Source organism: Marmoricola sp. URHB0036, from assembly GCF_000426045.1.
Lineage (GTDB): Bacteria > Actinomycetota > Actinomycetes > Propionibacteriales > Nocardioidaceae > Marmoricola.
The window spans coordinates 515,120-537,668 of sequence record NZ_AUEP01000003.1; the positions used below are offsets into that span (position 1 = coordinate 515,120).

Here is a 22,549-nt window from a genome sequence, read left to right on the forward strand (position 1 = left end):
CACTAGGCTCCGGCCTGTGACATGGCTGGTGACCGGTGCGCAGGGCATGCTCGGCACCGACGTCTGCGCGACGTTGACCGAGCGCGGCATCGAGCACACCGCGGCCGGTCGCCACGACCTCGACCTGACCGACGAGGCCGCGGTCGCCCGGGCGGTGGCCGGGCACGACGTCGTGGTCAACTGCGCTGCCTGGACCGACGTCGACCTTGCCGAGTCGCACCTGGCCGAGGCGATCGCCGTCAACGAGGTCGGGGCGGCCCGGCTCGCCCGCCTGGCCCACGACGCCGGGGCGCTCCCGGTGCAGGTGAGCACCGACTACGTCTTCGACGGCGAGGCCCGGTCGCCGTACGACGAGGACGCGCCGGTGCGACCGCGAACGGTGTACGGCCGGACCAAGGCGGCCGGAGAGCTCTCTCTGCGGATGGTGGCGCCGGAGCGACACCTGGTCGTCCGCACCGCCTGGCTGTACGGCGCCCACGGCTCCTGCTTCCCGCGTACCATCGCCCGTCTCGCCCGCGAGAGAGGCACGGTCGACGTCGTCGAGGACCAGGTCGGCCAGCCGACGTGGACCAAGGACGTCGCTGACCTTGTGGTGCGGCTCGTCCAGGCGGACGCACCGACGGGCATCTGGCACGCGACCTCCGGCGGCGAGACGAGCTGGTTCGGCTTCGCTCGCGAGGTGGTGGCCGCTGCCGGACTCTCACCGGACATCGTCAGGCCGACCGACTCGACGGCGTTCCCCCGCCCGGCGGCCCGGCCGGCGTACTCGGTGCTCGGCCACGACCGGCTCCGCGAGCACGGCATCGACCCCATCGGGCCGTGGCAGGACCGGTGGACGGTCGCCGCGTCAGAGGTGCTCGGGGTCGACCAGGCCGAGTAGATAGGCGCCGTACCCCGACTTCAGCAACGGTTCGGCGCGCCGGCGGAGCTCGTCGTCGGTGAGCCAACCCTGTCGCCAGGCGACCTCTTCCGGCGCGCCGATCTTGAGCCCCTGCCGGTGCTCGATGGTGCGGATGAAGTTGCTGGCGTCGTGCAGCGAGTCGAAGGTGCCGGTGTCCAGCCAGGCGGTGCCGCGCTCGAGCACCTCGACCTGGAGCCGGCCGCGGTCGAGGTAGTGCCGGTTGATGTCGGTGATCTCGTACTCGCCCCTGGCCGACGGCTCGAGGCCGCGCGCGATCTCCACGACGTCGGCGTCGTAGAAGTAGAGGCCCGGGACCGCGTAGCTGCTGCGCGGGCGTTCCGGCTTCTCCTCCAGCGAGATCGCGGTGCCCTCGGCGTCGAACTCGACCACCCCGTAGGCACTGGGCCGGGAGACCCAGTAGGCGAACACGGTCGCCCCCTCGATGTCACCGAAGCGCGCGAGCTTGCGGCCGAACCCCGGCCCGTAGAAGAGGTTGTCGCCGAGCACCAGCGCGGACGACTGACCGGCGATGAAGTCCGCACCGATCGTGAACGCCTGGGCCAGCCCGTCCGGGGAGGCCTGCTCGGCGTACGCCAGCGAGATCCCGAACGCCGAGCCGTCGCCGAGCAGGCGTTGGAAACCCGCGGCTTCGTGGGGTGTGGTGATGACCAGGATGTCGCGGATGCCGGCCAGCATCAGGGTGCTGAGCGGGTAGTAGATCATCGGCTTGTCGTAGACCGGCACCAGCTGCTTGCTGGTGCCGAGGGTCACCGGATGCAGTCGCGAACCGGTTCCCCCGGCCAGGATCAGCCCACGCATGGGCCGATCATGCCAGCCGGCGTACGACGGAGCCTGATCACCGAGCCAGGATCTTCGCCTTCTGGGCCGCGAACTCCTCCTCGGTCAGCACGCCCGCCGCCTTCAGCTCCCCGAGGGTCTTCAGCTGCTCGAGCATGTCGCCCCCTGAGCCCTGGGGAGGCGGGGGCGGTGCCTGCGGCGGTGGCGCATACTGCTGCTCGTAGGCCTCCTGCTGCTTGGCATAGGTCTGGGCGTCCTGCTCGGCGAACTTGTTCGCCTGTCGGCGTTGTACGCGGCCGTTCACGGCCGACGCGGTTCCTGCTATGACCGCGGTGCGCGCCACTCCACGCAGTAGTCCGGGCATCTCTGTCTCCTCAGCTCATCGTTTCCATGGACTCGGAACCCTCGAGGGCCTCGAGTGCGTCCAGTGCATCCATCACGTCCTGGGCCGGGATCCGCGCGCCGGCGACGAGCTCGCCGCCCGCCTCGCGCGCGGCCGCCACGAACGGCACCGCCCAGGTGTTCTCGTAGACGATGAGCGCCGCCAGGCGTCCCGGCTCCAGGACCGAGGCCGCCTCGCGCATGTCGTCCTCGGTCAGCAGACCAGACCTCGCGCCGCCGAACTCCGCGAAGCCGCCGAGCCGGTCGTCCCCGCCGGTCATCTCCACGCCGTAGGTCTCGCCGTCGTCGGTCTTGCCGACGACCAGCAGGTCGAAGACCGCGATGATGCCGCGGTTGACGAGGTCGAGCAGCTCAACGGCTGCGCGACCCTCGAGCCGGTCGTCGGGGAACTCCAGCAGGACGAAGTCCACCGGGCCGTGTACGTCGGTGTCGCTCATGTCACCACATCTTTCGCCTCGGGCAGGGGGTTCGCCCCCTGCCCGCTCAGGCTCACCCCGCCCACCGGGGCTGGGATCACCCGATACGTGTGAGTGAGTCCGCGAGCCCTCGGCGGGGACCGCCGGGATAGCGTGCAGGCCATGGGTGCGCGAGCGCGTCGCGTCTTCGGCGAGGCGATCAAGTTCTCGGCCGTCAACGTCGTCGCGACCACGGTGGCCGTGCTGCTGTTCAACGCGCTCGTGCACGGGTTGCCGATGCTCTACGGTCCCGGTCCGCTGCACGACTACCCGGTGATGACCTACTTCGTCGCCAACACGGTCGGCATGCTGATCAGCTTCTACGGCAGCCGGCACTACGCCTTCAAGAACCGTCACCCCACCGGTCTGGGCGGCGGCCTGGTCAACTACGCGATCGTCAACTTCGCGTCGTTCGTGATCCCGATGGCCTGCCTGTGGATCACCCGCAACGTGTTCGGGTGGTCGAGCGTGCTGGCCGACAACGTGGCGGCCAACGTGGTCGGCGCGGTGCTGGCGATGCTGGTCCGGTTCTGGGCTTTCCGCCGGTTCGTGTTCACACGGCACGCCGTGGAGTTCCACGGAGCCCACGAGACCCTGGTCATCGGGTCAGCTCCAGAACTCGGTCCAGACGAAGCCGAGCTCCTCGAACATCAGCCGCAGCAGGGGAAGGCTGATGCCCACGACGTTGTGGTGGTCGCCCGTCACGCCCGACACGAAGGCCCCGCCGCGTCCGTCGATGGTGAAGGCCCCCGCGACCGCTGAGGGCTCGCCGGTCGCGACGTACGCCTCGATCTCCTCGTCGGTGACGTGCGCGAAGCGCACCTGTGTCGCTGCCGAGCGTGCCAGCCACACCTCGCGGTGGGTGTCGATGACGCAGTGCCCGGTGTGGAGCACGCCGGAACGACCCCGCATCTGCTTCCAGCGGGCGACTGCCTCGTCGTCGGTCCCGGGCTTGCCCAGGACCTCGCCGTCCAGCGCGAGGACCGAGTCGCAGCCGACCACCAGCGCCCGCTTCTGGTCAGCGGCGACCGCGACGGCCTTCAGCTGGGCCAGCTTCATCGTGTAGTCGGCCGGACCGGTCATCGGGACCGTGCTCTCGTCGACCCCGCTGACGATCACCTCGGGGGAGAGGCCTGCGTTCTGCAGGGTCTTCAACCGCGCCGGTGAGGCGGAGGCGAGGATCAGGCGCGGGAGGGTCGACATCAGGCCAACCTAGTGATCGGTCTACCGCGCGCTGGTGCGCCACGCCCCGACACCGTGCCGGTGGGTGGTGCGCAGCTTGCGGTGGTGGGCCGACCACTCGGACTTCGGGGCGTGGTCGCTGGCCGCTGCCTCCGCGGCGCCGGCAGCCATCGCGGAGACGACCGACACGAGCGCCGCGACCTCTTCCGGGGTCGGGTCGCCCTTGACGATGCGCAGCAGCGGGGGCCGCTCCTCGGAGTCGTGGGTCTCGTCGTTCACCGGGTCGCTCACAGCGGGATGTTCCCGTGCTTCTTCGGCGGCAGCGTCTCGCGCTTGGAGGCGAGCAGGCGCAGCGCGCGGACGACCTCGATGCGCGTCTCGTGGGGCGTGATCACCGCGTCGATGTAGCCCCGCTCGGCGGCGATGTAGGGGTTGGCGAGCGCGTCCTCGTACTCCGCGATCAGCTCGGCCCGGCGCTCCTCGACGTCACCGCCGTCCTTGTCGAGCTGGGCCAGCTCCTTGCGGTAGACGATGTTGGCCGCGCCCTGGGCGCCCATCACCGCGATCTGGGCGGTGGGCCACGCGAGGTTGATGTCGGCTCCGAGGTGCTTGGAGCCCATCACGTCGTAGGCCCCGCCATAGGCCTTGCGGGTGATGATCGTGACGAGCGGGACGGTCGCCTCGGCGTAGGCGTAGATCAGCTTGGCGCCGCGGCGGATGATGCCGTTCCACTCCTGGTCGGTCCCGGGGAGGAAGCCGGGCACGTCGACGAAGGTGAGCACCGGGATGTTGAACGCGTCGCAGGTGCGCACGAAGCGGGCCGCCTTCTCCGAGGCGTCGATGTCGAGGGTGCCGGCGAACTGCATCGGCTGGTTGGCGACGACGCCGACCGACTTCCCTTCGACGCGGCCGTAGCCGACCACGATGTTGGGTGCGAACAGCTCCATCACCTCGAGGAACTCTTCGTCGTCGAGGACCGAGGTGATCACGGTGTGCATGTCGTAGGGCTGGTTGGCACCGTCGGGGATGAGGGTGTCCAGTGCCCGGTCGAGCTCGCTGATCTCGAGGTCCGCCCCCCCTCCAAACGACGCAGTGTCGTACGTCGGAGGGTCGTCGAGGTTGTTCTGCGGCAGGTAGGACAGCAGTGCCTTGGTGTACTCCAGCGCGTCGTCCTCGTCGGAGCCCATGTAGTGGGCGTTGCCTGACTTGGTGTTGTGGGCCCGGGCGCCGCCGAGCTCCTCCATGGTGACGTCCTCGCCGGTGACGGTCTTGATGACGTCGGGACCGGTGATGAACATGTTGGAGGTGCCGTCGACCATGATCGTGAAGTCGGTGACGGCGGGGGAGTAGACGTGCCCGCCGGCGCAGGAGCCCATGATCAGGCTGATCTGCGGGATCACGCCGCTGGCGTGCACGTTGCGCCGGAAGATCTCGCCGTAGAGGCCGAGAGAGACGACGCCTTCCTGGATGCGGGCGCCGGCGCCCTCGTTGATGCCGATGATCGGGCAGCCGGTCTTGATGGCGAGGTCCATCACCTTGGTGATCTTCTCGCCGTAGACCTCGCCCAGTGAGCCGCCGAAGATGGTGAAGTCCTGGGAGAACACACAGGCCTGGCGACCGTCGATGGTGCCGAAGCCGGTGATCACGCCGTCGCCGTAGGGCCGGTTCTTCTCCAGGCCGAAGGCGGTGGAGCGGTGCCGGGCCAGCTCGTCGAGCTCGACGAACGAGCCCTCGTCGAACAGCTTCTCGATGCGCTCGCGGGCCGTCATCTTGCCCTTGGCGTGCTGCTTCTCGACCGCCTTGGCCGAACCCGCGTGCACCGCCTCGTCGACACGACGGTCGAGGTCGGCCAGCTTGCCCGCGGTCGTGTGGATGTCGATGTCCTCGGGGACCTCAGTGCCGCCCGTGTCCTGATGGCCCGCTGCTGCGCTCACGTGAAGGACTCCTCGCAATCGGTTCGTTCCTGCGCCAATCTAGTGGGCATGAGCGACGACGCGGACAGCCGCCCACCCCTCGAGGCAGCCGGGACAACGTCCGGGACGACGTCCGGGACGACGGGCCGATGGCGGGTCGAGGTGGTCGACGAGTCGGCCTCGACGAACGCCGACGTCGGCGACCGGTTCCGGTCCGGCGAGCGGGAGGGGCTGGTGCTGGCCGCCGAGCACCAGACAGCCGGCCGCGGCCGGCTGGGTCGCGAGTGGGTCACCCCGGCCCGGAGCTCGCTGACGGTCTCCTTCCTGCTGGTCCCGGACGCTGCGCCCCCGGAGCGCTGGCCGTGGCTGCCGCTGCTGACCGGGGTCGCTGCCGCCGCTGCCGTACGCCGGGTCACGGGCGTCCAGGTCGCACTGAAGTGGCCCAACGACGTGCTCGCCGACGACCACAAGCTCGGCGGGATCCTGCTCGAGCGGATCGAGCACGACGGGACGGCCGCGGCCGTGGTCGGCATCGGCATCAACTGCCACCAGTCCCGGGACGAGCTGCCCGTCCCCGAGGCGACCTCGCTGGCGATCGTCACCGGTGGCCCGGTCGACCGGTCCGCGCTGCTCGGTGCCCTGGTCGAGGAGCTCGAGGTCCGCTACGACGAGTGGGTCGCGGGCGCCGACCTGCGGGCGGCGTACCTCGAGCTGTGCACCACCCCCGGCCAGCAGGTGAAGGTGGCCGTCCCGGGGGGCGAGGTGACCGGCGAGGCGGTCGACGTCGACGAGGCCGGTCGGCTCGTCGTACGCACCTCCGCCGGGGAGGAGCACCTCGGGGCCGGGGACGTCGTGCACGTCCGTCCGGAAGGCCCCTGAGAGCGACCCCGTCCGTGGCATGATCGGGGCCGTGGCGATCTCCCCGAAGCTCCTCAACGAGGGCGAGCACGTCGTGCTCAGCACCCGCACGCACGTCAAGGCGCTGGTCCTCCCCGCCGTGGTGCTGATCGTGATCGCAGGAGTGGCGGGCTACCTGTCCAGCCTCCCCGACGGCGACCACGCCGGCACCTGGCGGTGGGTGCTGTGGGTGGTCACCGCCCTGCTGCTGCTGTGGTTCTGCGTGAAGCCGTTCCTCGACTGGTTGACCACGACCTACACCTTCACCAACCGGCGGCTGATCACCCGCACCGGACTGCTCACCCGCCGCGGCCACGACATCCCGATGAACCGGATCAGCGACATCGAGTACGAGAAGGGCCTCCTCGACCGGATCTTCGGCTGCGGCACCCTGATCATCTCCGACGCCAGCGAGCAGGGACGGGTGCAGCTCCACGACATCCCCAACGTCGAACAGGCCCAGCTGCGGGTGAGCGACGAGCTCTTCCACGGGGCCCGCAAGGCTGATGACGGCACCTGAGGACCTCGAACGAGCGATTCTCGGAGCCGTCCCTGAGCTGACCGGCGAAGAGGTGGCTGCCACCGCTGGACTCACCGTCGACCAGGCGCAGCGGCTCTGGCGCGCGCTCGGCTTCCCGGGCGCCGACGGAGCCTCGGCGTTCAGCACCGCTGACGCCGAGGCGCTCTCGAGGGTCGCCGCGATCGAGCGGCTCGGCCACCTCGACTTCGACACGATCGTGCGGATGACCCGTGCGGTCGGGCAGACGATGGACCGGCTCGCCGAGTGGGAGGTGGCCACGCTGGCCTCGCTGCTCGACAAGACCACGAGCGACTCCTCCAAGCGCGAGGAGGCGCTGCGGCTCGTGGAGGGGATCGGTCCGGAGTTCGAGGCGCTGCTCACCTACGTCTGGCGACGGCACCTCGTCGCTGCCGTCGCCCGTGTGGAGAGCCTCGAGGGCGCCGCCGACGAGCAGCTGGCCGAGGCGACGGTGGGTTTCGCCGACCTGGTCAGCTTTAGCGAGCTCACCAACCGGCTCGACGACGACGAGATCGGCGACCTGGTCGAGGTGTTCGAGAGCCGCAGCCACGACGTCGTCTCCCGACGGGCCGGACGGGTCGTCAAGACCCTCGGCGACTCGGTGCTGTTCATGGCGCCGACCCCGGAGGAGGGGGTCGAGATCGCCTGGGACATCGTGCAGGTGATCGGAGGCGACAAGCGGCTGCCGGACGTGCGCGTCGGGCTGGTCACCGGGTCCGTCGTACTCCGCATGGGGGACGTCTACGGCCCCGCCGTCAACCTCGCGGCCCGGCTGGTCGGCGTCGCCCGGCGCAACCGGGTGATCACCGACGCCCACACGGCGGAGCGGCTGCCGGCGCACCGCTACGAGACCCGCGTGCTCCCGGCCCGTCCGGTCCGCGGCTTCGGCGACCTCGAGCCGGTCGCGGTCCGTCGTTCGCCTCGCTGACCGGGCTGGATAGGGTCGCTCCGTGACCCAGACGTCCAGCGGGCCGCTCGCCCCCACCGTGGCCGTCATCGGCGGCGGACAGCTGGCCCGGATGATGGCCGAGCCCGCCGCCGCTCTCGGCATCCCTATCCGGTTGCTGGCCGAGGCGCCGGGCGTGAGCGCCGCGCAGGTGCTGCCCGACCACACGGTGGGCGACTACACCGACCTGGCCACGTTGCGGGCGGTCACCGAGGGCTGCGAGGTGGTCACCTTCGACCACGAGCACGTCCCGACCGACCACCTGCACGCGTTGGAGTACTCGCTCGCCGTACGCCCCGGGCCGGAGGCGCTGGTGCACGCCCAGGACAAGGGCGTGATGCGCCGCCGGCTCGCCGAGCTGGACATCCCCTGCCCACGCAACGCCCTCGTGTCCTCGGTCGAGGACGTCGCCGCTTTCGCCAATTCTTCAGGGGGTTGGCCGTGTGTCCTGAAGACCACCAGGGGCGGGTACGACGGGAAGGGGGTCTGGTTCGTCGACGGACCAGACGACTGCGCCGCCGCCTTCGAGTCGGGCCGGGAGATCCTGGCCGAGGAGCGAGTCGACTTCCGCCGCGAGCTGTCCGCACTGGTGGCCCGTTCACCGTCCGGCCAGGTGGCCGTCTGGCCGATCGTGGCCTCCACACAGCGCAACGGGATCTGCCACGAGGTGATCGCCCCGGCGCCCGACCTCGCCCCCGCGCTCGCCGCCGAGGCCGCGCAGATCGCGATGAAGATCGCCGGCGAGCTCGGCGTGACCGGGGTGCTGGCCGTGGAGCTGTTCGAGACCGTCGACGGGCGGGTGCTGGTCAACGAGCTCGCCATGCGACCGCACAACACCGGCCACTGGACCCAGGACGGGTCGGTCACCAGCCAGTTCGAGAACCACCTCCGTGCCGTGCTCGACCTGCCGCTCGGCGCACCCGACCCCCGCGCCCGGTGGACGGTGATGGTCAACATCCTCGGCGGAGCCGAGCACACCGGTCGCCTCTACGACGGCTACCCCCACGCCATGGCCCGCGACCCGCGGCTGCGGGTGCACCTGTACGGCAAGGAGATGCGGCCGGGCCGGAAGGTCGGCCACGTCAACGCCTACGGCGACGACCTCGAGGACTGCCTCGAACGGGCCCGCCATGCGGCAGCATGGTTCGCGGGCGACCTGGGAGAGGAGAGCGAATGAGCGAGTCCAGCGCACGTGTCGGCATCGTGATGGGATCCGACTCGGACTGGCCGGTGATGAAGGCGGCCGCCGAGGCGTGCGAGGAGTTCGACATCGCCTTCGAGGCCGACGTGGTCTCGGCCCACCGGATGCCCGAGGAGATGCTGGCCTACGGCAAGGAGGCCGCCGGTCGCGGGCTGCAGGTGATCATCGCCGGCGCCGGGGGAGCGGCCCACCTGCCGGGCATGCTCGCGGCGGTCACGCCGCTGCCGGTGATCGGCGTGCCGGTGCCGCTGAAGTACCTCGACGGGATGGACTCGCTGCTCTCCATCGTGCAGATGCCGGCCGGTGTACCGGTCGCGACGGTGGCGGTGGGCAATGCCAGGAACGCCGGCCTGCTCGCCGTACGCATCCTGGCCGCCGGCGACCCCGCTCTCCAGCAGCGGATGGTCGACTTCCAGGCCGAGCTGAAGCAGACCGCGCAGGAGAAGGGCAAGGCCGTGCGCGGCGAGTCCGCGCACAAGCTGGGCTTCTAGAGATCTAGCTGTTCAGCTTGCCGGTGATCGTGACCAGCCGGTTGACGAGGTGGGTCAGCGCCTCGGAAGCGGTGTCGGTCAACGGCTCGTCGGAGTCGCCCTGGTCGACCTGCGAGACGCCGTAGGGGTTGCCCTCCTCGAACTTGATGTCGTCGGTGTAGCCGGGCGGTACGACGATGCCGCCGAAGTGGTGGATCGTGTTGTAGAGCGCCAGCAGCGTCGACTCGTGCCCCCCGTGCATCGTCTTGGCGGCGGTGAACCCGGCGTACGTCTTGTCGGCCAGCTTGCCCTCGCCCCACTGCGGACCGAGCGTGTCGATGAACTGCTTGAGCTGGCTGGCCACGTTGCCGAACCGGGTCGGCGTACCGAACAGGACGGCGTCGGCCCACACCACGTCGTCTGGTACGGCGGTCGGCTCGTCGGCCACGGCCTTGCGGTGCTCGACCCACTCGTCCTGGGTCGCCACCACGTCGTCGGGTGCGAGCTCCTCGACGTGTCGCAGCCGCACCTCGGCGCCTGCCTTCTCCGCCATCGTGGCTGCGTGCCGCGCCATCGCGTCGACGGTGCCGGTGGAGGAGTAGTAGATGATCGCGAGCTTGACGGGGTCTGACATCATGTGGTCGCTCTCCTGAGGGGTCCGCGAAGGTTGGTTGTTCAACTACTTCACCGTGCCCGTACCCGCCGCCCTCTCAAACATCCCCGGGGTAGACCAGGCCGTCCCAGTGGTATCTCCAGTCCCACGAACCGCTCTACGTTGACAGGACGTGCACCCGAACTGGGCGAAGGGAGCAACGTATGTCGTCGACGTTTGCCAACGGGACGGTGCGGGTGACCACCCCTCCGTCGTACGACGCGCAGGAACCGGCTGCCACCAAGGGGCTGCCCGATCCGGCGCAGCTCAACCAGGCAGCGGCCCACACAGAGCTGATCGCCGCGCTCCAGGACAGCGACCTCGACCTGGTGCAGACCGTCGACCTCGCACCGCGCGGCACCAAGGACCTGGGTGCCCCTGCGCGCGGAGGCACCGTCCAGCTGGACGTCGACGTGCCCCCGGACGAGGACGCGGTCGTGCTGCTGGAGCGCGACGGCGTCTACTCCTGGCACCTGCCGGTCGACGCCGGTCGCCGTACTCGTTCTCTCGACCCGGGGCCACAGACCCGTCGCTTCGAGATCGACGTCCAGCCCGTCCCGGGTGCAGCCGCCCCGGCACCCACGGACCGCCAGGACCGGGGACTGCTCGGCACCGTCGTCGAAGGCGCGGCCCAGGCCCTGGTCTTCCGCTTCGTCGCGCCGGCCCTGATGGAGAAGGCAGTCGAGAAGATGGAGGCCCACGTCAAGACGGGCCTCGTCCACCTGACCGACACCGAGGTGTCCAGCTGGAAGCGGTTCGAGACCCTCGACGAGCTGCACCTCCCGACCGACCGGCCGGTGCGGGTGCTGCTGTTCATCCACGGCACCTTCTCCTCGACCGCCGGTGGCTTCGGGGCCCTGGGGGTGGGGGAGAACGGCCCGGGGTTCCTGAGCACCGCGCTCTCGGCGTACGACGCCGTCATCGGTTTCGACCACAAGACCCTCAGCGTCGACCCGAAGCAGAACGCCGAGGACCTGCTGGAGCGGCTGCAGACCCACCGGCCCGAGGCCGAGCTCGTCTTCGACATCGTCACGCACAGCCGGGGTGGGCTGACCACGCGCTCCTTCGTGGAGCAGGTGCTGCCCCCCAGCAGCTGGCCGGCCAGCGTCGACAACATCGTCTTCGTGGCCTCGACCCATGGCGGCACACACCTGGCCGACCCCGAGCGCTGGTCGGACATGGTCGACCTCTACACCAACCTCGCAGCGGTGTCGGCGAAGGTGCTGACGATGGCCGGGGCCGGAGCTGTCGGGGTGATCGTCGGCGGGGTGGTCAAGGGGATCGGGGCGTTCGTGAAGTACCTCGTCTCCTACATCGCGACCGGTGACGAGGTCCCCGGGCTGGCGGCGATGGCGCCCGGTGGTCGCTTCATCAAGGAGCTCGACAAGCAGCAGCCGGGCCAGCCGAAGCCCGGCACCAACTGGTTCGTGGTCAGCTCCAGCTTCCACGTGAGCCTGTTCGACGACAGCCACCGTCCCCCGGAGTTCTCCAAGGAGCTGGCGCGCAAGCTCAAGGAGGGCTTCGTCGACCAGCTGTTCCACGGCGACAACGACCTGGTGGTCGACGTGGCGTCGATGTCGGCGATCGGTGGCAAGGCCGGTGGCTTCGTCCGGGACACCTGCGCGCTGGGCGAGAACGACGTCACCTACCACAACAACTACTTCTCCCAGCTCAAGGTGATCGAGGCCCTCGGCAGCTGGTTGCCGCTCGGCATGGGTGCCGGCGGGGGAGACGACGCGGGAGGTGGCGCCTCGGTCGAGTCGGCGCCGGTCACCCGCGGGATCCCGCCCGGCATGTGGGAGCAGCAGTCCGAGACGGCCGCGGCGGCCGACGAGCCCACGGCTGCCATGGCGGAGCCCCCGGAGCCGCCACCGCCCTCCGCGGCCATGGCGCCAGCGCAACGCGCGATCCCACCGGTCGCTCCCGAGCTCGCGTCGACGCCGGCCCACCTGGCCGCCGAGATGCCTGACAACGTGGTGGTGGAGACCGACTTCGTGATCAGCGTCCAGCTCTCGCGCAACGCCATCGTGCCGAGCAGCGGTGCCGTCCACGCCGCCGCCGGCGTGGACGTCGACGCCGAGCGGCCACTGGCCGTCCAGGTCGTCGGCAAGAAGAACGTGCGCCTGACCGGCACCGGTGCGGACGTCTTCGCGCTGCCGCCGGGCGGAGGAACCAGCGAGCTGACCTTCACTGGTCAGGCGCTGGCCCCGGGCGCGTGCGTCGTGAAGATCGTCGTCAAGCAGGGCACGGTCACGGTCGGCCACCTGACCCTGGAGGCGACCGCCGTCGGTGCCCAGGACGCGGCCACGGTGCCGTTGGGCACGACGTCCGGGGTCGACATGGACCCCATGATCGATGCGCCGGAGCTCGAGGGAATCCCGTGCATCGAGATCTACGAACGCGAGCTGACCGACGACGAGGTGTCCTACCTCTACGCCGTGCGCCTCGAGCCCACCAAGCCGGCGCTGCACTTCGAGTCGAGTCCGCTCAAGGACCGCGAGGCGAAGATCGCCACCATCCTCGACGACGTCGCCGACGTGTGGAAGAACACCAGCGGCGACCCGAAGGAGCGCGAACGCAAGCTCCAGGACGTCGGCTCGAAGATGTTCGACGAGCTGTTCCCGCCCGACATGCAGGCCTACCTGTGGGACAACAAGTCCAGGATCAAGGACCTGCTGGTGTACGCCGACGAGCCGTTCGTCCCGTGGGAGCTGGTCCACCTCAAGCCGCCGACGGGTCCGCGCCAGGAGAAGCCGCGCTTCCTGGCCCAGGCCGGCATGGTGCGGTGGCAGTCGGGCAGCTTCCCTCCGCGCGAGATGCGCGTCCGCCGGGGCAGGGCGCGTTCGCTGGTCCCGCTCTACAAGGACCCGGTGTTCGCTCTGACCGAGCCGGTCTTCGAGGAGCAGTTCCTGGCCGAGAAGTTCGAGGCCTCCAAGGTGACGGCCACGCCCAACGGCGTACGCACGCTGTTGCGCTCGGGCGACTTCGACCTGTTCCACTTCTCCGGCCACGGTGCCGCCGATCCCAGCGACATCCTCGACGCCAAGCTGCTGCTCCAGGGGCTCAAGCGGGCCGGCACGGTCGAGCCGCAGTACCTCGGCGCCACCACCGTCAGCGAGAACGCCACCTGGGCCACGAAGGGGACGGCCGGCCCGGTCGTCGTACTCAATGCCTGCCAGGTCGGGCGGGCCGGTGAGCTGCTCACCACGGTCGGCGGCTTCGCGAAGGCGTTCCTCGACGCCGGTGCATCGGCCTTCGTCTCCTGCCTGTGGTCGGTGCAGGAGCAGCCGTCGCGCATCTTCGTCGAGAAGCTGTACGACGAGCTGCTGGCCGGAGAACAGATCAGCGTGGCCACCACCCGTGCCCGGGAGGCGGCTCGCCAGGCCGGCGACGCCACGTGGCTCGCCTTCGTCGTCTACGCGAGACCCGACGCGGTCCTCGTCACCTCCTGAACACCCCACCGAAAGGAACGCTCATGGCCCGTCGCGCGCTCTGCGTCGGCATCAACGAGTTCAGGTCACTGCCGATGAGCAGCTGGCTGAGCGGTTGTGTCAACGACGCCAACGACATCTCCAAGGCCCTCAAGGGACTCGGCTTCACCGCACGCAGCATCACCGTGCTGCGCGACAAGGAGGCCACCAAGAAGAAGGTGATGACCGCGCTCACCTCGATGGTCAAGGCCTCCAAGCCGGGCGACCAGCTGGTCTTCACCTTCTCCAGCCACGGCACCCAGGTACCGAGCGTGCCCGACGATCCCGACGAGCCTGACGGTCTCGACGAAGCGTTCGCCTGCCACGACATCAAGCAGACCGGTGACAGCTGGGACCGCAGCACCGTCATCATCGACAACGAGCTGCACGACCTGTTCGCGACGGTGCCGGAGGGCGTGCTCGTCGAGGTGCTCCTCGACACCTGCCACAGCGGCACCGGCTTGAAGGACCTCGAGGACATCCAGCAGGCGATGTTGATGGGTCGCCGGCCGAGGTTCCTGCCGCCGCCGACGCCCCGGGGGTTGGACCAGGCCCGCGCGATCCGCGCCAGCTCGGCCCCCAGGCCGGACACGAAGTCGCTGCGTGAGCTGACCAAGGCGCGCAGCGGCAGCGCCAAGCCGGTGCTGTTCGCCGCCTGCCGTCCCGACCAGACGGCGTCCGACGCGACCTTCAGCAACCGCCCCAACGGCGCGTTCACCTACCTGTTCCTCAAGGCGCTGGCGGAGGACGCAACGCGCAGCCGCAGCCAGCTGGCCGCCGCCGTCACCAAGGGACTCAAGACCGGCGACTTCGAGCAGCGCTCCACCCTCGAGGCACCGGCGAAGGCCAAGAAGGTGCCCTTCGGTCAGCCGTTCTGAGTGGTACGCCGCGCGGTGATCATCGCGACGAGCGCCAGCAGCACCGCCATCCCGAAGCCGGCGAGATAGGACGTGTGCTCGTCGATCAGGAACCAGCGCGCGAACACCGCACCCACCAGACCGGCGGCGATGCTCTGACCGAGCGAGTCGCTCATCTGGATGGCCGCACCGCTGTCTCCCTGACGTCCCTCGGGTGCCATGTCGAGGGCCAGCGTCGACATCAGCGGGGTGGCCAGGCCCATCCCGACCGCCATGGTGGCGAAGCCGATCGTGGCCACCACTCCGGCGATCACCGGCAGGTGGTCGAGGGGCACCAGCGTCAGGGAGATGAGCGTGCCGACGAGCAGGCTCAGGCTGCCGACGCGCATGATCCTCGGGAACGTCTCGGGCTCACCGCGCTTGCCGGCGTACGCCGAACCTGCCACCCAGCCGAGCGCACCGACCATCATCACCAGTCCGCTCAGGGTCGGGCTCATCCCCGCCTCGACCTGCAGCACGAGCGGCAGGAACAGCTCCACGCAGGCGAAGGCGGCACCGAACAGGCCACGCGACGCGATCACTGCCGGAAGTCCGCGGGTCGCTCGGGTGGTGCCCCGGGGAAGCAGGGGACCGGCGGCGAGCGTGACGACCAGCAACCCGGCCACGAGCAGCGCCGCAGAACGGAGGCCGGAGCCGTGGCCGGCCAGGTGCAGTGCGACCACCCCGACCGCGGCGACGACGGCGTACAGCGGTCGACGGCCCCAGACGAGCGGCTCGGAGCGGACGGCCAGACGGCGCGACATGGGTCGTCGTACGGCCAGGATGCTGAGGGCGGCGAAGCCCGCGACGACCAGGAAGACCGAGCGCCACCCGAAGAGGTCGACCAGTGCGCCGGCGACGAACGGGCCAGCGATCGAGGGCACCACCCAGGCGGTCGCGAACAGCGAGAACACCCGGGTGCGCAGGTGGGCCGGGTAGCCGTCGGCCACGGCGACGTACAGCCCCGTCAGTGCCGCCCCGCCGCCCAGGCCCTGCAGCAGCCGACCGGCGACCAGGACCTCCATCGAGCCGGCGAACCCCGACAAGAGGAGGCCGGCCACGAAGCCGACACCGCCCAGGGTCACCGGCAGGCTCGCCCCGCGAGCGTCGCCCCAGATGCCGCCGACGACCATGCCGACGATGGCGGCGGTGAGCATCCCGATGACCGCGATCGGGTACAGCGTCTCTCCGCCGAGGTCCCGCGCCACGCTCGGCATCGCCAGGCTGACCGCGACCGCCTCGAAGGCGAACATGGTGACCAGGGCGAGCAGCCCGACAGTGACGGTGCGGTGCTGCTCGTCGAAGGCGCGCGGCGCGACATCGGGTTGCGTCATGGTCATAGGCGCCAGTCAATAACCTCAACTAAGGTTGAGGTCAAATGACTACCGTCAAGCTGCTGACTCCGGGCGAGCTGGCCGAGAGATCGGGCGTCGCCGTCTCTGCGCTGCACTTCTACGAGCGCGAGGGTCTGATCCACAGCGAGCGCACCGCCGGCAACCAGCGCCGCTAGGCCCGCGAGACACTACGCCGCGTGGCGTTCATCCGTACGTCGCAGCGCGTCGGCGTACCCCTGGCCGAGATCCGTGGCGCGCTCGAGACCCTCCCCGAGGGTCGGACTCCCACCAAGAAGGACTGGACCCGCCTCTCGCGACACTGGCGCGCCGACCTCGAGCACCGGATCGAGCAGCTGGAGAAGCTGCGCGACACCCTGACCAGCTGCATCGGCTGCGGCTGCCTCTCACTGAAGTCCTGCGCCCTGAACAACGAGGAGGACCATCTCTCGGAGGAGGGCAGCGGCGCGCGACTCCTCACCGTCGAGTGAGGCCTAGGGGGGTCGGTTTCCCCGGGCGCCCGGGGAAACTGCCGCCGGAAGGGCGATACTTCGCCCGCCCGGCTCCAGAATCACCCGCTCGCCCTGTCCGTTGTGTCGTCAGTCGTCGCGGACCCGGCCGCGCAGGGACTTGACCTGCGAGTGGCGCTTCTTGCTCTCCACCCGACGTCGCTGGGAGCCCTTGGTGGGCTTGGTCGGCACCCGCTGCAAGGGCGGCGGAGCCAGCGCCTCGCGCAGCCGGTCAGCCATCCGGGACCGTGCTGCGACCCGGTTGCGGTGCTGGGAGCGGTGCTCGGAGGCGACCACGGCGAGCGTCCGCCCCAGTCGGCTGATCGCGCGCTCGCGCTGGGCGTCGTTTAGGGCCGAGCACGATGCCAGGTCGAGGCTGACCTCGACCCGGCTGTCGGTGGTGTTCACCGACTGACCACCGGGGCCTGACGACTTCGAGAACCGTTCCTCGAGATCGCTCTCCGGGATGGCGAGCCCGTCGGGAATGCCCGGTCCGGGACGCAGGTACAGGCCGTTGGTCACCGCTTGCGCCACTCGATCGCCGGGCAGGTGTCCATCACCATCGGCACGCCGGCGGCCCAGGTGCGCTCGAACGCCTCCTGGTCGATCACGCCGAGCTGGAACCAGACGCCCTTGGCGCCCACGGCGACGGCTTCGTCGGCGAACTGACCGGCGGCCGACGAGCGCCGGAACACGTCTACGACGTCGATCGGGAACGGCACGTCGGCCAGCGTGGCGTAGCCCTGCTCGCCGAGCACTGTCGGTGCGTTCGGGTGGACCGGCACGATCGTCTTGCCACGTTCCTGGAGCAGGGCCGCTATGCGGTACGCCGTACGGCTGGTGTTGCCGGACAACCCGACGACCGCCCAGGTCTCGTACTCGTCGAGCATGCGGTCGACCGTTGCACGGTCCTGCCAACCCGGGATCACGGGACAAACCTATTCTCGACCGCAACCGGTGGAGGGAGGACCTGTGGACGTGGAGCAGATCGGCTGGGGTGTGGGCCGCCAGGTGGTCCGGGTCCTGCGCGAGCACGGAGTGCACGATCCTGCCGGGATCCTCGACCGCCTGCCCGACGTCGCGGAGGTCGAGGGCTTCCTCGCCTATGCCGTCTTCGAGGGACGCACCGTTACTGCGGCGGCCCTGGTCCAGCTGCCGGGGCCGGACGGCGACACGGCGACCTTCCTGGGCGAGGCACTCACTCCGGAAGCGGACCCGACAGCGCACGAAGCCCTCGTCGCACGCGCCAAGCACGACGTCGCCAACGCCGGCGTCGAATGGCTCGCCTAGCCTTGCCCCATGAGCGATTTCCCTGTCTACGCCCTCACCGACGAGCACCAGGCGATCCGAGAGGCGGTCCGCGCCATCGCCGAGGCCAAGATCGCGCCGCACGCCGCCGAGGTCGACGAGGAAGCGCGCTACCCGGTCGAGGCCGAGAAGGCGTTGATCGCGGCCGACTTCCACGCCCCCCACGTCCCCGAGGAGTACGGCGGGGCCGGCGCCGACGCGCTGGCCACCGTCATCGTGATCGAGGAGATCGCCCGCGTCTGCGTGAGCTCCTCGCTCATCCCCGCTGTGAACAAGCTCGGGTCGCTGCCGGTGCAGATCTCCGGTGGAGAGGACATCAAGAAGAAGTACCTCACCAAGCTCGCCGCAGGTGAGGGTGGCTTTTCCTACTGCCTCTCCGAGCCCGACGCCGGGTCTGACGCCGGCGGCATGAAGTGCAAGGCCGAGAAGGACGGCGACGGCTGGGTGCTCAACGGTGTGAAGCGCTGGATCACCAACGCGGGGGAGTCGGAGTTCTACACCGTGATGGCCGTCACCGATGCCGAGAAGAAGACCCGCGGCGGCATCTCCGCCTTCGTGGTGGAGAAGTCCGACGAGGGCGTCTCCTTCGGTGCGCCGGAGAAGAAGCTCGGCATCAAGGGATCCCCGACGCGCGAGGTGTACTTCGACAAGGTCCGCATCCCCGCCGACCGGATGATCGGCGGGGAGGGCACCGGGTTCGCGACCGCGATGAAGACCCTCGACCACACCCGGGTCACCATCGCCGCCCAAGCCGTCGGCGTGGCGCAAGGCGCACTCGACTACGCGCTGGAGTACGCCAAGGAGCGTCAGCAGTTCGGCAAGCCGATCGCCGACTTCCAGGGGCTCCAGTTCATGTTGGCCGACATGGGCATGAAGGTGGAGGCGGCCCGACAGCTGACGTACGCCGCCGCCGGCCGATCCGAGCGCGGCGACAAGGACCTCACCTTCTTCGGCGCCTCAGCCAAGTGCTTCGCCTCCGACGTCGCCATGCAGGTGACCACCGACGCCGTCCAGGTCCTCGGCGGCTACGGCTACACCCGCGACTACCCGGTCGAGCGGATGATGCGCGACGCCAAGATCACCCAGATCTACGAAGGCACCAACCAGGTCCAGCGCATCGTGATGGCGCGCCAGTTGTTGGCTGGGGTGCAGTCGCAGCTCTGACCTTCCGATCACTGTGGAGAGGACGTCAAGCGCACGTCACTCCAGGTCAAGGCGAACGCCTGCGCGGCAGCGCAGGGTGCTGGTGTTGAACACCTCTCCCTGGAGCTCGCCATGGCCACAAGCCACCACCACACCGACCAGTCCACGCAGTCGACGGACCAGAACCTGCGACGGGTACGGTTCATGTCTGACCTCCAGGCTGACCGCTTCGGCGGACAGATGATCGAGCCCGGCCACGCCGACTACGAGGTGGCCCGCCGAACAGTCTTCGCGACCGGCGCCCCGGCGTACGTCGTGCGACCGGACGACGTCGGCGACGTACGTGCAGCGGTCCGCTTCGCACGCGACGCTGCTCTTCCCCTCAGCATCAGGGGCGGCGGCCACAGCTTCTCCGGCTTCGGCACCAACGACGGCGGCCTGGTCATCGACCTCGGCGGACTGGACAGCGTGCGGATCCTCGACCTCGACCGCCGCCTGGTGCGCATCGGCGGCGGCGCCACGTGGGGCACAGTCGCCGCCGCGCTGAGCGAGCACAACCTGGCGATCTCGTCCGGAGACACCAGGAGCGTGGGCGTCGGCGGTCTGACGCTGGCGGGCGGCATTGGCTGGAAGGTGCGCAAGTACGGCCTAGCCCTGGACGCGTTGGTCGGCGCCGAGGTCGTCCTCGCGTCCGGTGAGGTCGTGCACGCCAGCGCCGAGGACCACAGCGACCTGTTCTGGGCCCTCCGGGGCGGAGGCGGCAGCTTCGGCGTGGTGACCGCGTTCGACTTCGCGGCCCACACGACCACCGAGGTCTTCCACGGCAAGGTCACGTTCCCGGCTCGCGAGGCCGAAACTGTTCTCACCGGGTGGTCGGACTACCTGCGAGCGGCACCCGACGACCTGACCTCCCTCGTCAACCTCGCAAACCCGATGACCGGCGGACCGCAGGCACCCGTTGAGGTCCACGTGACTTTCGACAGTGACGACGCGGACCGTGCCGCGGAGGCTCTCGAGCCCATCCGTCGACTCGGCACGGTCCTCGACGACGACATCACCCTGCGGCCGTACGCCGACACGCTCGTCGATGGCGCCGCACCGCCACCCGGCCTGCAGTTCGTGCTGCGCAGCGCGTTCGTCGACGAGGAGTCGGTGCCAGACGTGCTCCGCGTCCTCGCCGAGTCCTCGACGTCGAACGGCGCGCCGGTGGTCGGGGTTCGCAGTCTCGGGGGCGCTGTCTCACGTGTGCCGGAAGGTGCGACGGCGTATCCGTACCGGCAGGCGGAGCTGTTGGTCGTGAGCGTCACCGCCGGCCCGGCGCCGGTCGTGGAGGCCGCTCGCCCAGCCCTGGATGCGATGTGGTCGCGGCTGGGGCCCAGCGTGCACGGCGCCTACGCCAACTTCTTGTCGACTGCAGGTGAGGAGGCGCTCGCGGCGGTCTACCCGGCGGCGACACACGAGCGGCTCGCTCAGGTGAAACGCTGCTACGACCCCGCGAACTTGTTCTCCCGGAACCACAACGTGCGGCCCGCCAGTCCGACGGATGCTCACCCGCACCCTGGCCGAGACGCCGACTCGCCCTACGAAAGCGCGGCCGAGGCCTGGGCGAGCAGTCCGTCGACGAACGCCTCGACGCCCGGTCGATAGGTGTCGCGGGCGGCGACCACGGCCCACGTGTCACCGATCGCCTTCAATCGCGGCAGCTGTGCAGCATCGAGGGCGCTGAAGAAGCCTCGCTCGGGAGCGTGGCTGGTGCCGTCCCTCCGAGCGCGGGCCGAGTGTGCCCGGACCAGGATCTCGCCGACCGTGAAGTACCAGATGCTCCGGAACACCTCCACCGCCTGCTCGGGGGTGCACCCGGCTCGGGTCGCACCGTCGACCATGGTCTCGACCGTCCACAGGGCCGGCTCACCCATGACGGCGATGAAGCCGTCGGTGGTCAGGACCTCCGCCGCCCAGGGCCAGGCGGCCAGGGCGTCGTGCAGGGCGACGGCTGCCAGGACGATGCGCGCGCGCGGATCGTCAGGAAGGTGGGGCCGGGGGATCTGACCGGCGTACTCGTTGAGCAGCAGGAGGAGAAGATCTTCCCGATCGCGCACGTGATGGTAGAGGGTCGTGGGGCCGATGCCGAGCTCGGCGGCCAGTCGCCGGATCGTCAGCTTCTCCCAGCCGTGCCGGTCGATCAGCCGACGCGCAGCCGCCAGCACTTCGCTGCGCGAGGTCACTGGAGGCCGACCGGTCCGGGCGGGTGCGGCTGGGACCCGAGGTGCCTGCCCGTCCTCGCCCGTCAACCGCGAACCTTCCCGGCAAAGGTGGGTGGTACGTCGACGGACGCGTCAACCCACTTGGCCGGCAGCCAGATCGGGGAGTACTTTCGGTACATGTTCGAAAAGTAGCACGCACGACGCCGTGACACCCCGACCACGTCAGCAACAACCACCGGAACCTCGCCATGACCAGCTCCGCTGCATCAGCCGGGCTCCTTCCGCAGAAGCCCACCGCCGCTCCGACTGCCGGCGCAGTCCTCGAGACGGTGTTCAGCACCGACGGCCTGTCGACGCAGGAACGTCTGATGCACTTCGACGCCTTCCTCACCGACAGCAACCACGGGAGCCGCGTGCTGAGCCGGCGCCCCGAGCTGTTCGCCGCCCACGTCCGCGCGGTCCAGCTCGGCAGCATCGAGGTCTCGGAGCTGACGGCGGCCAACGCCACCGTCGCCCGTACTCCGGCCCTGATCCGGGCCTCGGACCCCGACGTGTACGCCTTCATCGCGCCGTTGAGCGGCCGGACCGTGCTGAGCCAGGCGGGTCGTGACCTCGAGCTGCGACCCGGGTGGATGGCGTTGCGCTCGAGCGGCCGCCCGTTCGAGGTGCACATCGCCCCAGAGCACGGTCCCGCGCGACTGATCCGAGCCCAGGTGCCCCGATCACTCCTCGCGCAGCAGCGGCCGCAGCTCGACCGGATGCTCGCCGAAGCCGTGCCCGGACATGGCGGCATGGGCAGCGTGTTCACCCAGTTCCTGGCCGGCCTGGCCTCCGCTCCCGCCGGGCCGGGCGGGGACTACCGGCCAGGCGACCTGCTGCGACTCGGCAACCTGACCCTCGACATGTTCGATGCCGTGGTCGCGCACGTGCTCGACTCCGACCGGCAGGTGCTGCCGGGACCGCAGGGACTGCTCTCGCGGGTGGTCGACCACATTCGTGATCACCTCGGTGACCCAGAGCTCTCACCGGACACGATCGCCGCCGCCCACCACATCTCCGTCAGCTACCTGCACCGGTTGTTCGCCAGCCAGGACCTCACCGTCGCCGCGACGATCCGCAACCAGCGGCTCGAGCGGGCGCGCAGGGACCTGGTCGATCCCCGGTTCGCCGACCTGCCCATCCACCGCATCGCCGCCCGCTGGGGCTTCCGGGACCACGCCACCTTCACCCGCGCCTTCCGTGCCCGCCACGGGGTTCCTCCGAAGGCGCTGCGGGTGGATGTCCCGACCGACCACGAGGCGCTCTAGCCGGTCCCTGGCCTCGTGTGCACCCC

Annotated in this window: 24 protein-coding genes and 2 pseudogenes; 15 read left to right on the forward strand and 11 right to left on the reverse strand. The window is 70.0% G+C overall.

All coding sequences use genetic code 11. From position 1 onward, the window contains the following. The first annotated feature begins 16 nt into the window (after positions 1–16). Positions 17–880 (forward strand): dTDP-4-dehydrorhamnose reductase, encoded by an 864-nt coding sequence (gene rfbD, locus H976_RS0102370; protein WP_027860217.1) that lies wholly within the window; start codon positions 17–19, stop codon positions 878–880. On the opposite strand, the gene rfbA is transcribed toward rfbD, so the two are convergent. The 3 genes from rfbA to H976_RS0102385 are packed head-to-tail and all read right to left on the reverse strand — an operon-like array spanning position 848 to position 2,538. Continuing rightward, positions 848–1,720, reverse strand: coding sequence for a glucose-1-phosphate thymidylyltransferase RfbA (gene rfbA, locus H976_RS0102375; protein ID WP_027860218.1), 873 nt, complete (start codon positions 1,718–1,720; stop codon positions 848–850). The two genes, rfbD and rfbA, sit on opposite strands and share 33 nt — an antisense overlap. A 37-nt stretch (positions 1,721–1,757) precedes the next feature. Beyond that, a complete protein-coding gene (locus tag H976_RS0102380; protein ID WP_027860219.1) occupies positions 1,758–2,063 on the reverse strand; it encodes an SHOCT domain-containing protein in 306 nt (101 codons plus the stop codon). Positions 2,064–2,073: 10 nt separating this feature from the next. Continuing rightward, positions 2,074–2,538 (reverse strand): DUF6325 family protein, encoded by a 465-nt coding sequence (locus H976_RS0102385; protein ID WP_027860220.1) that lies wholly within the window; start codon positions 2,536–2,538, stop codon positions 2,074–2,076. 141 nt (positions 2,539–2,679) lie between these two features. Here H976_RS0102385 and H976_RS30535 point away from each other — a divergent pair. After that, positions 2,680–3,099 (forward strand): annotated as a pseudogene (locus tag H976_RS30535) (GtrA family protein); the annotation flags it as partial. Between the two features lie 63 nt (positions 3,100–3,162). Here H976_RS30535 and H976_RS0102395 read toward each other — a convergent pair. From H976_RS0102395 to H976_RS0102405, 3 genes are read right to left on the reverse strand one after another with little or no spacing between them, the layout of a single operon-like run. Beyond that, complete coding sequence (locus H976_RS0102395) at positions 3,163–3,759, reverse strand: nucleoside triphosphate pyrophosphatase (protein WP_027860222.1); 597 nt, start codon at positions 3,757–3,759, stop codon at positions 3,163–3,165. A gap of 21 nt (positions 3,760–3,780) precedes the next feature. Further along, a complete protein-coding gene (locus H976_RS0102400; protein ID WP_081682602.1) occupies positions 3,781–4,029 on the reverse strand; it encodes an acyl-CoA carboxylase subunit epsilon in 249 nt (82 codons plus the stop codon). Next, positions 4,026–5,672 (reverse strand): acyl-CoA carboxylase subunit beta, encoded by a 1,647-nt coding sequence (locus tag H976_RS0102405; RefSeq protein WP_027860224.1) that lies wholly within the window; start codon positions 5,670–5,672, stop codon positions 4,026–4,028. Before H976_RS0102405 ends, H976_RS0102400 begins: the two co-directional genes overlap by 4 nt. Positions 5,673–5,720: 48 nt before the next feature. On the opposite strand from H976_RS0102405, the gene H976_RS0102410 reads away from it, so the two are divergent. The 5 genes from H976_RS0102410 to purE are packed head-to-tail and all read left to right on the forward strand — an operon-like array spanning position 5,721 to position 9,724. Beyond that, positions 5,721–6,530 (forward strand): biotin--[acetyl-CoA-carboxylase] ligase, encoded by an 810-nt coding sequence (locus H976_RS0102410; RefSeq protein ID WP_027860225.1) that lies wholly within the window; start codon positions 5,721–5,723, stop codon positions 6,528–6,530. 31 nt (positions 6,531–6,561) lie between these two features. Further along, entirely contained in the window at positions 6,562–7,068 is a 507-nt protein-coding gene (locus H976_RS0102415) for a PH domain-containing protein (RefSeq protein ID WP_027860226.1), read from the forward strand. Beyond that, positions 7,055–8,014: an adenylate/guanylate cyclase domain-containing protein gene (locus H976_RS0102420; RefSeq protein ID WP_051276019.1), complete on the forward strand. Its 960-nt coding sequence runs from the start codon at positions 7,055–7,057 to the stop codon at positions 8,012–8,014. Before H976_RS0102415 ends, H976_RS0102420 begins: the two co-directional genes overlap by 14 nt. Before the next feature lie 22 nt (positions 8,015–8,036). Continuing rightward, a complete protein-coding gene (locus tag H976_RS0102425) occupies positions 8,037–9,209 on the forward strand; it encodes a 5-(carboxyamino)imidazole ribonucleotide synthase (protein ID WP_027860228.1) in 1,173 nt (390 codons plus the stop codon). Beyond that, complete coding sequence (gene purE / locus H976_RS0102430; RefSeq protein WP_027860229.1) at positions 9,206–9,724, forward strand: 5-(carboxyamino)imidazole ribonucleotide mutase; 519 nt, start codon at positions 9,206–9,208, stop codon at positions 9,722–9,724. The genes H976_RS0102425 and purE overlap by 4 nt, the downstream gene beginning before the upstream one ends. Positions 9,725–9,728: 4 nt before the next feature. Here purE and wrbA read toward each other — a convergent pair whose 3' ends face one another. Next, positions 9,729–10,337 carry an NAD(P)H:quinone oxidoreductase type IV gene (wrbA, locus tag H976_RS0102435; protein ID WP_027860230.1) on the reverse strand — a complete coding sequence of 203 codons (609 nt, stop codon included), beginning with the start codon at positions 10,335–10,337 and terminating at the stop codon, positions 9,729–9,731. A 182-nt stretch (positions 10,338–10,519) separates the two neighbouring features. On the opposite strand from wrbA, the gene H976_RS0102440 reads away from it, so the two are divergent. Continuing rightward, positions 10,520–13,807: a CHAT domain-containing protein gene (locus tag H976_RS0102440; RefSeq protein ID WP_027860231.1), complete on the forward strand. Its 3,288-nt coding sequence runs from the start codon at positions 10,520–10,522 to the stop codon at positions 13,805–13,807. Positions 13,808–13,830: 23 nt separating this feature from the next. Then, complete coding sequence (locus H976_RS0102445; RefSeq protein WP_027860232.1) at positions 13,831–14,703, forward strand: caspase family protein; 873 nt, start codon at positions 13,831–13,833, stop codon at positions 14,701–14,703. Here H976_RS0102445 and H976_RS24175 read toward each other — a convergent pair. Further along, positions 14,691–16,061, reverse strand: coding sequence for an MFS transporter (locus H976_RS24175; protein ID WP_036223997.1), 1,371 nt, complete (start codon positions 16,059–16,061; stop codon positions 14,691–14,693). The two genes, H976_RS0102445 and H976_RS24175, sit on opposite strands and share 13 nt — an antisense overlap. Positions 16,062–16,099: 38 nt before the next feature. On the opposite strand from H976_RS24175, the gene H976_RS31065 reads away from it, so the two are divergent. Together H976_RS31065 and soxR are read left to right on the forward strand one after the other, a co-directional pair. Further along, positions 16,100–16,231, forward strand: a complete 132-nt coding sequence (locus H976_RS31065; RefSeq protein ID WP_369758992.1) for a MerR family DNA-binding transcriptional regulator — start codon at positions 16,100–16,102, stop codon at positions 16,229–16,231. Positions 16,232–16,246: 15 nt separating this feature from the next. Next, positions 16,247–16,543: pseudogene (gene soxR / locus H976_RS24180) on the forward strand (redox-sensitive transcriptional activator SoxR); the annotation flags it as partial. 108 nt (positions 16,544–16,651) lie between these two features. Here soxR and arfB read toward each other — a convergent pair. Both arfB and H976_RS0102465 read right to left on the reverse strand, forming a co-directional pair. Then, entirely contained in the window at positions 16,652–17,083 is a 432-nt protein-coding gene (arfB, locus tag H976_RS0102460; RefSeq protein ID WP_036223999.1) for an alternative ribosome rescue aminoacyl-tRNA hydrolase ArfB, read from the reverse strand. Further along, positions 17,080–17,490 (reverse strand): CoA-binding protein, encoded by a 411-nt coding sequence (locus H976_RS0102465; protein ID WP_027860234.1) that lies wholly within the window; start codon positions 17,488–17,490, stop codon positions 17,080–17,082. The genes arfB and H976_RS0102465 overlap by 4 nt, the downstream gene beginning before the upstream one ends. Before the next feature lie 49 nt (positions 17,491–17,539). Here H976_RS0102465 and H976_RS0102470 point away from each other — a divergent pair, with 49 nt between their 5' ends. The 3 genes from H976_RS0102470 to H976_RS24185 all read left to right on the forward strand — a co-directional run bounded on the left by H976_RS0102470 (position 17,540) and on the right by H976_RS24185 (position 20,659). Beyond that, on the forward strand, positions 17,540–17,851 hold the full coding sequence (locus H976_RS0102470; RefSeq protein WP_196803918.1) for a hypothetical protein: 312 nt from the start codon (positions 17,540–17,542) through the stop codon (positions 17,849–17,851). Between the two features lie 9 nt (positions 17,852–17,860). Then, positions 17,861–19,033 carry an acyl-CoA dehydrogenase family protein gene (locus tag H976_RS0102475; RefSeq protein WP_027860236.1) on the forward strand — a complete coding sequence of 391 codons (1,173 nt, stop codon included), beginning with the start codon at positions 17,861–17,863 and terminating at the stop codon, positions 19,031–19,033. Positions 19,034–19,216: 183 nt separating this feature from the next. Continuing rightward, entirely contained in the window at positions 19,217–20,659 is a 1,443-nt protein-coding gene (locus tag H976_RS24185; protein ID WP_081682620.1) for an FAD-binding oxidoreductase, read from the forward strand. Here H976_RS24185 and H976_RS0102485 read toward each other — a convergent pair. Continuing rightward, the gene (locus tag H976_RS0102485; protein ID WP_027860237.1) at positions 20,593–21,237 is read right to left on the reverse strand and encodes a TetR/AcrR family transcriptional regulator; all 645 of its coding nucleotides are present in this window, start codon (positions 21,235–21,237) and stop codon (positions 20,593–20,595) included. The two genes, H976_RS24185 and H976_RS0102485, sit on opposite strands and share 67 nt — an antisense overlap. A 227-nt stretch (positions 21,238–21,464) precedes the next feature. Here H976_RS0102485 and H976_RS0102490 point away from each other — a divergent pair, with 227 nt between their 5' ends. Beyond that, a complete protein-coding gene (locus H976_RS0102490; RefSeq protein ID WP_051276024.1) occupies positions 21,465–22,523 on the forward strand; it encodes a helix-turn-helix domain-containing protein in 1,059 nt (352 codons plus the stop codon). Positions 22,524–22,549: the final 26 nt, after the last annotated feature.